The organism is Micromonospora sp. C28SCA-DRY-2, assembly GCF_030519475.1.
Classification (GTDB): Bacteria; Actinomycetota; Actinomycetes; order Mycobacteriales; family Micromonosporaceae; genus Micromonospora.
This window is the reverse complement of sequence record NZ_JAUMKD010000005.1, coordinates 243,793-257,839: the sequence shown is the minus strand read 5'-3', so window position 1 is coordinate 257,839 and position 14,047 is coordinate 243,793. Positions and strand designations below refer to the sequence as shown.

Here is a 14,047-nt window from a genome sequence, read left to right as displayed (position 1 = left end):
CGCGGGCCTCACTCGGCACCGCCCGGCTGTTGCTTGCGCGGCGGCGCCTTCTTCACCGGCCGGGCCGGCTCGGCCCGGCCGGCCTCGTCCTGGGCCGGGGTGATGGTGGCCGGCGGCTTCTTGACCACTGCCTTCTTCGCGACCGCCTTCTTGGCCACGGCCTTCTTGGCCACCGCCTTCTTCGCGACGGCCTTGGTCGGGGCGGCCGTGGTCGGGGCGGCCGGTTCCGCCGCGCCCGCAGCCTCGGCACCCGGCGCCGCCTCGGCCGGCGCGCCCGCGGGCGCGGGGCCCGGGACCGGGCCGGACGGGCCGCCCTTGGCCTCGCGCAGCTGGCGCTCCAGCTCGTGCACCCGCCGGGTCAGCTCGGCGACCTCGTCGGCGGTGGCCAGGCCCACCGCGCCGAGGGCGCGGTCGACCTCGAACCGGACCAGCTTGGTCAGCGCCTCCCGGTTGGCGGCGCCGGTGGAGAGGAGTTCCTCGGCGAGGCCCTGGAGTTGGGCGGCGGTCGCCCCGCCGGAGCCGACGAGCCGGCGGACGGCGTCCTGGGCCTTCTTCCGGGGGGCCTCCGTCAGGCCCATGGCCAGCTCGAGGTAGGCGCGCCACGCGTCCTGCATGCCTGAGTCCTTCCGCGGGGTGGAGGTGTGCAGGTGTCACGCTACCGGGCCCGGCGGAGCACCTCGTGCGGTACGGTGCCGGGGACGGCGTGGCGAGCGGTGAGGGGGCGATGTGGCCAGCGTGGACGAGTGCCGACAGGCGTTGCAGGACCTGGCCGACCGGCTGGACCGCAACGCGGAGACGGTGCGGGAACGGGTCGACCTGGACCGCACGCTGGCCTGCCGGATCACCGACCTGGACACGGCCTTCCACGGGCGGATCGCCGACGGCCGGCTGGTCGAGATGACCGACGGCGACGACCCGAAGGCCAAGATCGCCCTGAGCACCAGCAGTGACGACCTGGTCGCCCTGGTCCGCGGCGAGCTGGACGTGACCCGTGCGGTGGCGTCCCGCCGGGTGTCGATCAAGGCGAGCCCGTTCGACCTGATGAAGCTGCGCAAGCTCCTCTGAGCGCCGGCGTCGGCCCCCGGCGGCTCCGGCTCGGCCGGGCCGCGCTCAGCCGGGCAGGCCGAGCGCGGTCAGGGCCGCGGCCGCCTCCGGCGACCCGGCGCGCACCGCCACCGGCCCGGTGGCCGACCAGGCGGCGCCGCAGAGCGCGGCCAGCGCGTCCAGCGGGCGACCCGACCCGGCCAGGTCCAGCCCGCCGTCGCGGGCCGCCACCGACCAACCCGTGGCGTCCGCCGGGCCCGGCACCCGGACCACGGCCGCCGGGTCGAAGAGCCCCGTCAGGTCCATCGAGACGTACGTGGGCCGGCGCCGCACCGGGGCGGCGAGCAGCTCGGCCGCGCCGCTGACCCCGGTCAGCACCAGCAGGCTGTCCAGGCCGGCCCGCCGGGCGCCCTCGATGTCGGTGTCCAGTCGATCGCCCACCACCAGCGTCCGGCCCCGGCCGGCGCGGCGCGCGGCGGTGGCGAACAGCGCCGGTTCCGGCTTGCCGACCACCACGTCCGGGTCCCGCTCGAGCGCGGTCCGCAGCGCGGCCACCAGCGACCCGTTGCCCGGCAACGGGCCCCGGCCGCTGGGCAGGGTCCGGTCGGTGTTGGTGGCGATCCAGGTGGCCCCGCCCCGGACGGCCACCGCCGCCTCGGCCAGGTCCGCCCAGCCGACCTGCGGGCCGTACCCCTGCACGACCGCGACCGGGTCCTCCTCGGCCGTGGCGACCGGGGTCAGTCCGGCCGCGCGCAGTTCGGCGCGCAGCGCCTCCGCGCCGACCACCAGCACCGCGCTGCCGGCCGGGAACCGGTCGCGCAGCAGTTCGGCGGCGGCCGCCGCGGAGGTCAGCACCTCGTCGGCGCGGGCCGGCACGCCCATGCCGGTGAGCAGGTCGGCCACCTCGCTGGAGCGGCGCGAGGCGTTGTTGGTGGCGTACGCCACCAGCCGCCCCTCGCCGTGCAGCCGGGTGACCGCCTCGACCGCGCCGGGGATCGGCCGGTCGATCAGGTAGATCACCCCGTCCAGGTCGAAGACGACGAGGGCGTACCCGTCGACCAACCGCTCCCCGTCGATCACCGCCGGTCCGACTCCGCGTCGTCCGCCGCGTCGGCGCCGGTCGCCCGGTCGCCGCCGGTCGGCACGCCCGTCGCCGGGCCCGGCTCCTCGCCGGCGGCCCGGAACGTCGCGGCCGGGACCCCGGCCGGCGCGTCGCCGGCGCTGGCCACCGACTGCGCCTCGGCCTCGGTCAGCTCATCCTCGGCCAGGTCGTCCGTCGGCACCTCCGCCGCCTGCGGCTCGTCGCGCCACTCGGCGGCGTCGACGTCCGACCCGTCGCCGGCCGCGTCGCGCTCGTCGGAGCCGGCCTGGTCGGCAGTGTCGCCCTCGTTGAGGCCGGCCTGGTCGCGCTCGTCGGAGTCGGCCTGGTCGGCAGTGTCGCCCTGGTCGGAGTCGGCCGCCGTGTCGCGCGGTCCGGTGCCGGCGAGGTCGCCGGCGTCGCCGGTGAGGTCCGCGTCCGGGGTGGCCGGCACGGCGCCGGGGGCACCCGGGCCGGCGGCGATCTCCTCCGCGGACTCCTCGTCCTCGTCGTCGCCCTCGATCAGCACGCCGTCGAGTTCGAGCAGCCGCTCCGCGGCGTCGGTCTCGCCATCGGTGTCCACCTCGGCGGCCCGGGAGAACCACTCGCGGGCCTCCTCGCGCCGCCCGACCGCCAGCAGGGCGTCCGCGTACGCGTACCGCAGCCGGGCCGCCCACGGCTCGGTCGCCTCGCTGGTCAGCTCGCGGACCTGGAGCATCGCCACCGCGGCGTCCTTCTGACCCAGGTCACCCCGCGCGCCGGCGGCCACGATCAGCAGCTCGATGGCGGTGGCCTGGTCCAGCTTGTCGCGGTCCGCGCCACGGAACAGGTCGATCGCCCGCTCCGGCCGGCCCAGGGCCCGCTCGCAGTCCGCGAGCACCGCCAGGTGGCTCTGCAGCCCGGTCATCCGGTGGTACGTGCGCAGCTCGGCGATCGCGGTCTGCCACTCGCCCGCGTGGTACGCGGCCAGGCCCACCGCCTCGCGGACGGCCGCGATGCGGGACGCGAGCCGCCGGGCGGCCAGCGCGTGCGCCAGCGCCTCGGCCGGGTCCTCGTCGATCAGCTGACCGGTGGCGACCAGGTGCCGGGCGACCGTCTCCGCGACCGGCTTCGCCAGCGAGAGCAGCTCGGCGCGGACGTCCTTGTCGAGGTCGGTCGCGACGATCTCGTCCGGCAGCGCGGGCCCGCGCTCGGCCGCACCGGCCTCGGGACGCTCCCGCCGCTCGTCGCGGCGATCCCCGCCCCGGTACCCGCCGTCGCGGTCCCCGCGGAACCCGCCTTCCCGGCGGTCGCCACCACGGAAACCGCCCTCACGGCGCTCGCCGCCCCGGAAGCCCTCCCGGTCACCGCCGCGGAAGCCGCCTTCCCGGCGGTCGCCACCGCGGAAGCCCTCGCGTTGGGCGCCGCCCTCACGGCGCTCGCCACCCCGGAAGCCCTCTCGGTCGCCGCCCCGGAAGCCGCCGTCACGGCGCTCGCCGCCACGGAAGCCGCCCTCGCGGCGCTCGCCACCACGGGAGTCACGGTCGCCACCGCGGAAGCCGCCCTCGCGGTCACCGCCACGGAAACCACCCTCGCGACGGTCCCCACCACGGAAGCCGCCCTCACGGCGGTCACCGCCACGGAAGCCCTCACGCGGGGCGCCGCCCTCACGGCGGTCGCCACCCCGGAAGCCGCCCTCGCGGTCACCGCCACGGAAACCACCCTCGCGACGGTCCCCACCGCGGAAGCCGCCCTCACGGCGGTCGCCGCCGCGGAAGCCCTCGCGGTCACCACCCTCACGGCGATCGCCGCCGCGGAAGCCGCCCTCGCGGTCGCCGCCCCGGAAGCCGCCCTCACGGCGCTCGCCGCCACGGAAGCCGCCCTCGCGGTCACCGCCACGGAAACCACCCTCGCGACGGTCACCGCCACGGAAGCCCTCACGCGGGGCGCCCTGCGGTCGCCACCCGGAAGCCGCCCTCGCGATTCACCAGCAGGCCGCCCTCGCGGCGGTCCCACCGCGGAAGCCGCCGCACGGCGGTCGCGCCGCGGAAGCCCTCGCGGTCACCCTCCACGGCGATCGCCGCCGCGGAAACCGCCCTCGCGGTCGCGCCCCGGAAGCCGCCTTCACGGCGCTCGCCCGCCGGAAGCCGCCCCTCGCGGTCACCTGCGAGCTTCACCCTCGCGACGGTCACACCGCCACGGGGAAGCCCTCACGCGGGGCGCCGCCCTCACGGCGGTCGCCACGGAAGCCGCCCTCGCGGTCGCCGCCCCGGAAGCGCCTTCACGGCGCTCGCCGCCACGGAAGCCGCCGTCACGGCGGTCACCGCTGACCCTCGCGGTCACCACCGCCCGGAAACCGCCCTCGCGACGTCGCCGCCCCGGAAGCCCTCGCGGTCACCGCCACGAGCCACCCTCACGGCGGTCACCGCCACGGAAGCCCTCACGCGGGCGCCCGCCCTCACGGCGGTCGCCACCCGAGCCGCCGCAGGTGCCACCGACCACCCTCACGGCGGTCACCGCCACGGAAGCCCTCACGCGGGGCGCCGCCCTCACGGCGGTCGCGCCCCGGGCCTCGCGGTACCACCACGGAAACCACCCTCGCGGCCGGTCCCCACCGCGGAAGCCGCCGTCACGGCGGTCGCCGCCGGAAGCCGCCCTCGCGGTCGCCGGCGCACGTCCGCCGGTAGCCGCCAGCAATCGCCATCGCGCGGCCCGCCGCGGAAGCCGCCCTCGCGGCGGTGCGCCGCCGCGCTGGCCGCCCCGGTCGTCCTGGGCACGGCTGTCACGCCCACCCGGGCGGTCGTCGTAACGGCGCGGGGCAGGTCTCCGCCCTGCGGTCCTGAACTCACTGGTACATCGCTACAGTTGCGCCACCTATGGCGCTACGCAGTCGAGGGCCGACGGATGGGGCGGCGGCCTCGGCTGGAGAAGGTAATCCGGCAGGGAGAAGGTGTCCTGCTCCCACACCCTCGCGGTGCAGTACCATCGGCGCTGGAGCAGCTTCCGGGTTCAGATAGCGGCCGGGCGTTTCCCCTCCGCCATGACCGCTAGCCAACTCTATCGACATATCAAACAACACCACCTGTCAGATTGTGTTGTTCGTTGTCGGGAGTTTACTGGTGGACGCGTAGCAGCTTGGTAGTCAAGTCACTCGGCCTGGCTGGTACTGCGATCAGCTACTGAACCCGTTACCGGGCTTACATTTCGCCTATCAACCCAGTCGTCTAGCTGGGAGGCGCACACCCAAAGGGTGGTGGGATACCATCTTGAAGCGAGCTTCCGCTTAGATGCTTTTCAGCGGTTATCCCTTCCAGACGTAGCTAACCAGCCGTGCCCACAAAGCGGGCCTCCTTCCAGCACGCACACCAGAGGTTCGTCCGTCCCGGTGATCCCCGCCGTACTAGGGACAGCCCTTCTCAAGTATCCTACGCGCGCACGGCGGATAGGGACCGAACTGTGTGCCGACGTTTCTAAGAAACCCAGCTCGCGTACCGCTTTAATGGGCAGGCAGCCCAACCCTTGGGGACACCGCTGCACAGCCCCAGGATGCGACGAGCCGACATCGAGTGCCAAACCATCCCGTCGATATGGACTCTTGGGGAAGATCAGCTGTTATCCCAGGGGTACCTTTTATCCGTTGAGCGACACCGCTTCCCACGCAAGTGCCGGATCACTAGTCCCGACTTTCGTCCCTGCTCGACCTGTCAGTCTCTGCGAGTCAAGCTCCCTTGTGTACTTGCGCCAACACCTGATTGCCAACCAGGCTACGGGGAACCTTTGGGCGCCTCCGTTACCCTTTGAGGCAACCGCCCCAGGTGGCTTCACACAGACACTGTCCCTGAACCGGATAACGGTCGAAGTTAGATACCCAAATCAACCAAGTGGTATTTCAAAGATTGCCTCCACCCATACCCTGGCGTATGGACTTCACCGGCTCCCACCTATCCTACACAAGCTAATTCGGATACCAATGTCAAGCTATAGTAAAGGTCCCGGGGTCTTTCCGTCCTGCCGCGCGTAACGAGCATCTTTACTCGTACTGCAATTTCGCCGGGCTGGTTGAGACAGTGGGGAAGTCGTTTACGCCATTCGTGCAGATCCGGAACGCGACAAGGAATTTCGCTACCTTGGGATGGTTATGGATTACCACCGCCGTTTACTGGCGCTTAAGTTCTCCGCTTCGCCCCGAAACTAACAGGTCCCATAACGTTTCCAGCACCGGGCAGGCGTCAGTCCGCCTTTGTCAATTACTTCTTCGCATGGACCTGTGTTTTTAGTAAACAGTCGCTTCCCCCTGCTCTCTGCGGCCATACAACGCGCTCCCACCCGCGCGGGGCGTCTCCGGCCCCCCCCCTTCTCCTAAGTTGCGAGGGCAATTTGCCGGTTCCTTAACCACAGTTCGCCCGATCGCCTCCCGGTATTCTCTACCCTGATACCTGTGTCGGTTTGGGGGTACGAGCCGCTCAGAACTCGCCAGAGGCTTTCTCGGCAGCATGGGATACCGCTGACTTCCACCTGAATCGGCTCGGCATCACGTCTCAGCCTTCATGTGCTGCGGATTTTGCCTACAGCACGGCCTACACGCTTACCCCGGCACAGCCACCGGCCGGGATCAGCTACCTTCCTGCGTCACCCCCATCCCCGGCTTGACTACTACCCGCCGGGTTCCCACGCTCCCCACCCTCAGCGAAGGTCTTGGATGGTTTGGGTGGTTAGCACAACGAGGTTCGTCAGGGGTCGCTCTTTCGCGGGTACGGGGAATATCAACCCGTTGTTGTCCATCGACTACGCCTCTCGGCCTCGCCTTAGGTCCCGACGTCCGGATTGGCGCTGGCCCTGGAACCTTGGTCATCCGGCGGAAGAGGGTTTCTGCGCACCCCTTCTTTCGCCTCATGCCTGCATTCTCACTCGTGCCGCGTCCACAACTCGATCACTCGGCTGCTTCACCCCGGCACGGCAACTCCCCCTACCCACCCACCTGCCTGGCTCGAAGAACTTCGCGAAGTACTTGTGGCCAGTGCCACAGCTTCGGCGGTGTGCCGGGCCTTGCATTGTCGGCGCGGAACCGCCCGACCAGTGAGCACAATACGCACTCTTTAAAGGGTGGCTGCTTCTCAACCCAACCCTCTGGTTGTCCTATGCGACCCCACATCCTTTTCCGCAGCACACGCTTAGGGGCCTTCTTTGGTGATCTGGGCTGTTTCCCTCTCGACTGAAGCTTATCCCCCGCAGTCTCACTGCCGCGCTCTCACTTACCGGCATTCGGAGTTTGGCTGATTTCGGTAGCTTGCCCGGGCCCCCCTAGACCGCCCGGTGCTCTACCTCCGGCAAGAAGCACGCGACAGCGCTGCACCTAAATGCATTTCGGGAGAACCAGCTAGCACTCCACGGGTTTGATTGGCCTTTCACCCCTAACCACAGGTCATCCCCCAACTTTCAACGTTGTGAGGTGGGTTCGACCCCTCCACGCGGTCTTACCCGCGCTTCCAGCCTGCCCATGGCTGAATCCGCTCCGCTTCGGGTCTAGGACTTGCGACTGAATCGCCCTATTCCGGGCTCGCTTTTCATGCAACTCCCCACAGCGGGTTAACCTCGCCACATGCCACTAACTCGCAGGCTCATTCTTCCAAGGCACTTCTTCGTCACCGCGCAAGGCTCCGACGGATTGTAGGCGAACGACGTTTCCAGGGTCCGCCGCTACTCCTGAGAACACCCACAGGAGATCAGCAACTTTTCACCTACCGGACTATCTGCCGTCTACGGTCAGCGCTTTCAGACTGTTCGGCTAGCCACTGACTTTTGTAACTCCTCACACGAGTGTCAGCTCGTGTAGCAGAATCTAACCCCCGCCACGCAACCTGACAGGTATCACACGCAGCCGGTTTAGCCTCCATCCGCTTTCAGCCGCCTACTCACGATCACTCTTTGTTTCTCTTCTACGGGTACTGAGATGTTTCACTTCCCCGCGTTCCCCACACACCTATGTGTTTCAGGTGCGGGTGACTGGACATGTCCAGCCGGTTTCCCCATTCGGACACCCCTGGGATCACAGCTCGGTTGACAGCTCCCCCAGGCCTATCGCGGCCTCCCGTCCTTCATCGGCTCGGTGCCGAAGGCGCAGCCACCGTTGCGCCCTTGACAACTTGACCACAAAGATGCTCGCGTCCACTCTGTTGCAATTCTCAACAAACGCAGCCAACCCACAGCCCACAGCCCCACACCAAACCCGGAAAGCAACCGCCGGCGGTACGCGCTTCCGAGACCAGGCCGCGCCTGGCACATGGTTCGAAGACAACCCAACGGTTGTTCTTGGGACCCAACAGGGTGCTAAACATCCGACTCCAGCAGCGCACCATCGGTTCGTTCCGCACGCACCCCAAGGGGCGTGTGTGCGAACCTCGGCCGTTGCCAGAGCTGAACTCGCCAGTGTCTCCGCCATCGACACCTGCGGTCGGGTGACGCGGGCTCCTTACCGACTTTCGTCGGAAGGTGCTCCTTAGAAAGGAGGTGATCAAGCCGCACCTTCCGGTACGGCTACCTTGTTACGACTTCGTCCCAATCGCCGGCCCCACCTTCGACGGCTCCCTCCCACAAGGGGTTGGGCCACCGGCGCAAGGGCATTTTTCCGGACTTTTCGTGACGTGACGGGCGGTGTGTACAAGGCCCGGGAGGAACGTATTCACCGCAGCGTTGCTGATCTGCGATTACTAGCGACTCCGACTTCACGGGGTCGAGTTGCAGACTTGATCAAGAACTGAGACCGGCTTTTTGGGATTCGCTCCCACCTCACGGTATCGCAGCCCATTGTACCGGCCATTGTAGCATGCGTGAAGCCCTGGACATAAAGGGGCATGATGACTTGACGCACGTCATCCCCACCTTCCTCGAAGTTGACCCGGCAGTCTTCGATGAGTCCCCGCCATAACGCGCGCTGGCAACATCAGACGAGGGGTTGCGCTCGTTGGTTCTAACCAACATCTCACGACACGAGCTGACGACAGCCGTAGCGCACCTGTGACCGCCCCCGAAGGACCCGACATCTCTGCCGGTTTTTGCGGCCATGTCAAACCCAGGTAAGGTTCTTCGCGTTGCATCCGAATTAATCACGCATGCTCCGCCGCTTGTGCGGGCCCCCGTCAATTCCTTTGAGTTTTGGCGCGGCCGTACTCCCCAGGCGGGGCGCTTAATGCGTTAGCTGCGGCACAGGGAACCGGAGAGGCCCCCACACCTAGCGCCCAACGTTTGGCGTGGACTGCAGGCCGCGTCGATACCATTTAGCCGCTTTAACTCTATGAAAAAATTAGTATCATTTACCGAGACCGCGCTGCCACCCCGATGGTACTCTGATATCATTTCACCGCCGCACCGGGAATTTATTACCCCTACCAGACTCTTATTTTGGCTGTCAGGCCCGCGGTTCAGCTGGGTTTTCATTCGACTTTTGATAATACTACAGGAAGACACTTCCCAGCTAATCCAGGACGCTGCTGGTCTTTTTTTTTTTTTTTTTTTTTGGCTGCTGTGATTGGCCAGCAGCTTCTTCATGGTACCCGTCTCCGCTGTCTACACCTTCTGAAAGGGTTTGGTTTCCAGACATCAACCACTGCATTAGCATCAGGCTTCTGTGTGCGATATTCCACTGCACTCCATTCGAGTCCAGGGCCATTCTCGAGTCCAGTGCTTTGATGAGTGCCTGCTCGATGACTGTCCATTGGCATGATGAGCCATCCACCCCACCAACAAGCTGATAGGCCGCAGCAGGCCATCCCAGGCCAGCTTTCCACCACCGGACATGCGACCAGTGGTCCTATTCGATGATAGCCCCGGTTTCCCCGGGGTTATCCAAAACCTAGAGGCAGGTTGCTCACGTGTTACTTTCACCCGTTCGCCGCTTTCAGGCACCCCGAAGAACGCACCCGCTCGACTTGCATGTGTTAAGCACGCCACTTGGCGTTCGTCCTGAGCCAGGATCGAAACTCTCAACAAAAACTTGTCGAACAGCAATCCGACAACAAAAGTGTTGCCCAAAGGAATCCCAACCAACCAACCCCCCAAAGAAGAGTCCAGCAGCCAGTCCGGGGTATAAATCAAGTCGGCACTGGCTTATCAAGCACCCTGTTGAGTTCTCAAAGAACAACCACACACCAGACCAGGAACCCCACACCGTGGAGCCCCACCGGGGCATCCTCTGCGTCCATCCACCCGCCCGCTCTCGCGCCGGGCACTTTACTACGTGCGGTGGTTTCCGCCGTGTCAAACCGGTATTTCGCGGTTTGCCATGCTTCCACCCGATTTCCGGGCACCACGAAGAGCGCGGCTGATAGCCGTTCCGTTCGCGGATTCGACAGGCCGGCCGCCGCGGTCTCCCGCTAGCTCGCCCGGTGCCCTGCCGGTCGTCAACCATACCCGGTCGGTTCCGCCTCACCAAATCCGCCCCTCGGCGAATCCGGGGCACCGCCCGGTCCAGGTCCCGATGATGTCAACCCATCGGAGCCTGAGGTTGTTCCCGCGCTCCGGCCTCTGGACTTTCGCCCTTTTCGTCCGTTCCGCGCTGGCAGAGAAAAAGTTACGCGCCCGGCGGATTGATCGTCAAATCCACCGGGCGCGTCCCGCGTCACACCGTCGACGTACGGCTATCTCTCCACCTCGACCCCGGCGAAGGACCGCTTGCCGCGGCGCAGCACCAGGTACCGGCCGTGCAGCAGGTCCTCGGGGGAGACCCGCGCGTCGACGTCGGTGACCCGGTTGTTGTTCAGGTAGACGCCGCCCTCCGCGATCACCCGCCGCGCCTCCTTGTGGCTCGGCACCAGCCCGGACTCGCGCATCAGCGCGGCGATGTCGGGCAGCTCCCCGCCCACGTGCACCAGGCCCGCCTCGGTGAGCGCGGCCCGCAGCGTCGCCGGGGTGAGGTCGGTGAGCGAACCCCGACCGAAGAGCGCCTGGCTGGCGGCGACCGCCTGGGCCATCTCCCGCTCCCCGTGCACCAGCGCGGTCAGCTCCTCGGCCAACGCCCGCTGGGCCAGCCGCGCCGCCGGACGCTCGGCGGTCTCCTTCTCCAGCGCCTCCAGCTCCTCCCGGGAGCGGAAGCTGAAGAACCGCAGGTACCGGTTCACGTCCCGGTCGTCGACGTTGACCCAGAACTGGTAGAACGCGTACGGGCTGGTCATCTCCGGGTCGAGCCAGACCGCGCCGCCCTCGGTCTTGCCGAACTTCGTCCCGTCCGACCGGGTGACCAGCGGCGTGGTGAACGCCTGGACCGGCCCGGCGCCGCGGCGGCGGACGTAGTCCACCCCGGCGGTGATGTTGCCCCACTGGTCGGAACCGCCGAACTGGAGCTGGCAGCCGTGCCGGCGGTGCAGCTCGAAGAAGTCGTTCGCCTGCAGCAACTGGTAGCTGAACTCGGTGAAGCTGATGCCGCTCTCCAGCCGCGCCTTGACCACCTCCCGGGCGAGCATCTTGTTCACCGGGAAGTGCTTGCCGACGTCGCGGAGGAACTCGACCACCGACATCTCGCCGGTCCAGTCCAGGTTGTTGACCAGGTGCGCGGCGTTCTCCCCGGTGTACGAGACGAACGGGGCGAGCTGGTCGCGGATCCGGGCCACCCAACCGGCGACCACCTCCGGTGGGTTGAGCGTGCGCTCGGCGCTCTCCTTCGGGTCGCCGATCTGCCCGGTCGCCCCGCCCACCAGCAGCAGCGGGCGGTGCCCGGCGAGCTGGAGCCGGCGGGCCGTGGCGACCTGCACGAGGTGGCCGACGTGCAGACTGGGCGCGGTCGGGTCGAAGCCCACATAGAAGGCCGCCCGGGGGCCGTCGAGCAGCGTGCGCAGCTCGTCGATGCCGGTGGAGTCCTGGATCAGGCCACGCCACAGCAGGTCTTCGGTCAGGGAGTCCCGCCCCGGCGGCGGGAGGCTGGTGTCGGTCACGGTCACCGATTCTCCCCCATCCCGGGCGGTGACCCGTACCGGGTTTGCCCAGCCGGTCCCCGATACGCTGGCGTTCCATGATCGAGGAGGGCTGCGTGGAGACGACGGAGATGGCGGGCGGCTTCGTCGCCCTGCTCGGCCTGGAGTTCGACGAGGTGAGCGGGGACCGGGTGGTCATCCGCTGGCAGGTCCGCCCGGAGCTGCACCAGCCGTACGGCATCCAGCACGGCGGGGTGTACTGCGCGGTGGTGGAGACGGCGGCCAGCGTGGGCGGCGCCCTCTGGTTGGCCGACCGCGGCCAGGTGGTCGGCGTGTCCAACCAGACCGACTTCCTGCGCGCGGTCCGCGACGGCGAGCTGACGGCGGTCGGCACGCCCGTGCACCGGGGCCGCAGCCAGCAGCTCTGGCAGGTGGAGATCACCGACGCGGACGCCCGGCTGGTGGCCCGCGGCCAGGTCCGGTTGCAGAACCTCTCCCCCGCCTGACCGCCCCCCGCCCGCCGGCGCGGCGGGTCCGGCGACGCCCGGGTGGGCGCGGGACACGACCCGAGGTCCGGCCGACCGGCGGCCAGACCGGGCCCGTGGGTCAGCCGCCCGCCCGGTCCAGCAGGGGCTCGGCGTCCGGATCCGGGTCGTCGCCGGTGGGCTCGGACCGGCGCAGCCGCACCTCGGCGATCGCGCGGTGCGCGATGCGGGTGACCACCAGGTCCCAGCCGTCGACGGTGACGCTCTCCCCCGCCACGGTGGGAATGTGGCCGAGGCAGGCGAGCACCAGCCCGGCGACGGTGGTGTAGTCACCCTCGGGTCGGCCGGGCAGTTCGACGCCGAGGTCCGGCAGGTCGTGCACCGGGAAGGTGCCGGGCAGCAACAGCGCGCCGTCCGGCTCGGTGCGCACCGCGCCCAGGTCCCGGTCGGTCTCGTCGTAGATCTCGCCGACGATCTCCTCGAGGATGTCCTCCAGGGTGACGATCCCGTCGACGGCGCCCCGCTCGTCGACCACCAGGGCGATGTGCTGGCGTTCCGCCTTGAACTGGCGCAGCGCGTCGACCACCGGCAGCGAGTCGGGCAGCAGCATCGGCGGCCGGACGCAGTCGTCGATCGGCCGGTCGTCCGGCACGCCGACCAGGTCCCGCAGGTGGATCACCCCGACCGCGTCGTCCAGGCCGCCGTGGCGTACCACCGGCGCCCGGGAGTGCCCGGACGCGGCGAGCACCAGCCGGGCGGCCTCCGCGGTGGTGCCACTGTCCAGCGTGAAGACCTGCAACCGGGGCACCAGCACGGCGCGCAGTTGCCGGTCGGCGATCTCCACCGCGCCGGCGATGATGGTCTGCTGTTCCTTGGTGAAGCCGTGGTTGCCGGCGACGATGTCGCGCAGCTCGTCGGGGCTGATCTCGTCGCGCTGCGGTTGCGGGTTGAGCCCCACCAGCCGCACCACCAGGTCGCTGGTGGCGCCGAGCGCCCAGACGGCCGGCCGGGTGACGGAGGCGAGCAGGTCCAGCGGGCGGGCGACCAGCAGCGCCCAGCGCTCGGGCACCTGCATGGCGATCCGCTTCGGGGCCAGTTCGCCGAAGACCAGGGTGACGAAGGTCAGCGCCAGGGTGACCACCACGATGGCGACCGGTTCGGCGGCGCCGCCGAGCGCGCCCAGCAGCGGCACCAGCGGCCGGGCCAGGGAGACCGCGGCGGCGGCCGAGGCCAGGAAGCCGGCGAGCGTGATGCCGATCTGGATGGTGGCCAGGAAGCGGTTCGGGTCGGTGGCGAGGCGGGCCAGCACCCGGCCGGCCCGGCTGGTGCGCTCCAGCCGCTGGACCTGGCTGTCCCGCAGCGAGACCAGGGCCATCTCGCTGCCGGCGAAGAGGGCGTTCAGGACGACCAGGACTCCGACCAGGGCCAGCTGGCTCCCGTAGCTCTGCACGCCCGGTTCTCCCTCGCACGGACCACGCCGATCGGCGCCGCCGGGCGGAGGCCCCGCCGGCGTACGCGCATCTGTGCCCCGCGGACCGGGCGGTGAATCCTGCTTCCGC

General features: G+C 69.0%; 7 protein-coding genes, 2 rRNA genes and 1 pseudogene. 2 read left to right on the top strand and 8 right to left on the bottom strand.

Annotation, left to right across the window (positions count from 1 at the left end; all coding sequences use genetic code 11):
• Positions 1-8 precede the first annotated feature (8 nt).
• Positions 9-614, bottom strand: a complete 606-nt coding sequence (locus Q3W71_RS21895; RefSeq protein WP_302921248.1) for a phasin family protein — start codon at positions 612-614, stop codon at positions 9-11.
• Positions 615-726: 112 nt separating this feature from the next.
• On the opposite strand from Q3W71_RS21895, the gene Q3W71_RS21890 reads away from it, so the two are divergent.
• A complete protein-coding gene (locus Q3W71_RS21890) occupies positions 727-1,065 on the top strand; it encodes an SCP2 sterol-binding domain-containing protein (protein ID WP_088994709.1) in 339 nt (112 codons plus the stop codon).
• Between the two features lie 45 nt (positions 1,066-1,110).
• Here the strand turns inward: Q3W71_RS21890 and Q3W71_RS21885 are convergent, their stop codons facing one another.
• The 6 genes and pseudogenes from Q3W71_RS21885 to tyrS all read right to left on the bottom strand — a co-directional run bounded on the left by Q3W71_RS21885 (position 1,111) and on the right by tyrS (position 12,024).
• Positions 1,111-2,124, bottom strand: a complete 1,014-nt coding sequence (locus tag Q3W71_RS21885; RefSeq protein ID WP_302921247.1) for an HAD-IIA family hydrolase — start codon at positions 2,122-2,124, stop codon at positions 1,111-1,113.
• Positions 2,125-2,486: 362 nt separating this feature from the next.
• Positions 2,487-3,248: pseudogene (locus tag Q3W71_RS21880) on the bottom strand (tetratricopeptide repeat protein); the annotation flags it as partial.
• Positions 3,249-4,038: 790 nt separating this feature from the next.
• A complete protein-coding gene (locus tag Q3W71_RS21875) occupies positions 4,039-4,278 on the bottom strand; it encodes a hypothetical protein (protein WP_302921245.1) in 240 nt (79 codons plus the stop codon).
• Between the two features lie 961 nt (positions 4,279-5,239).
• Positions 5,240-8,250, bottom strand: a 23S ribosomal RNA gene (locus Q3W71_RS21870).
• Positions 8,251-8,601: 351 nt separating this feature from the next.
• Positions 8,602-10,088 (bottom strand): 16S ribosomal RNA (locus tag Q3W71_RS21865).
• The 16S and 23S rRNA genes sit together here, the layout of an rRNA operon.
• A gap of 646 nt (positions 10,089-10,734) precedes the next feature.
• Entirely contained in the window at positions 10,735-12,024 is a 1,290-nt protein-coding gene (gene tyrS, locus Q3W71_RS21860) for a tyrosine--tRNA ligase (protein WP_302921467.1), read from the bottom strand.
• A 77-nt stretch (positions 12,025-12,101) separates the two neighbouring features.
• On the opposite strand from tyrS, the gene Q3W71_RS21855 reads away from it, so the two are divergent.
• Positions 12,102-12,509, top strand: coding sequence for a PaaI family thioesterase (locus Q3W71_RS21855; protein ID WP_302921244.1), 408 nt, complete (start codon positions 12,102-12,104; stop codon positions 12,507-12,509).
• A 100-nt stretch (positions 12,510-12,609) separates the two neighbouring features.
• Here Q3W71_RS21855 and Q3W71_RS21850 read toward each other — a convergent pair whose 3' ends face one another.
• On the bottom strand, positions 12,610-13,938 hold the full coding sequence (locus Q3W71_RS21850; RefSeq protein WP_302921243.1) for a hemolysin family protein: 1,329 nt from the start codon (positions 13,936-13,938) through the stop codon (positions 12,610-12,612).
• Between the last annotated feature and the right edge of the window lie 109 nt (positions 13,939-14,047).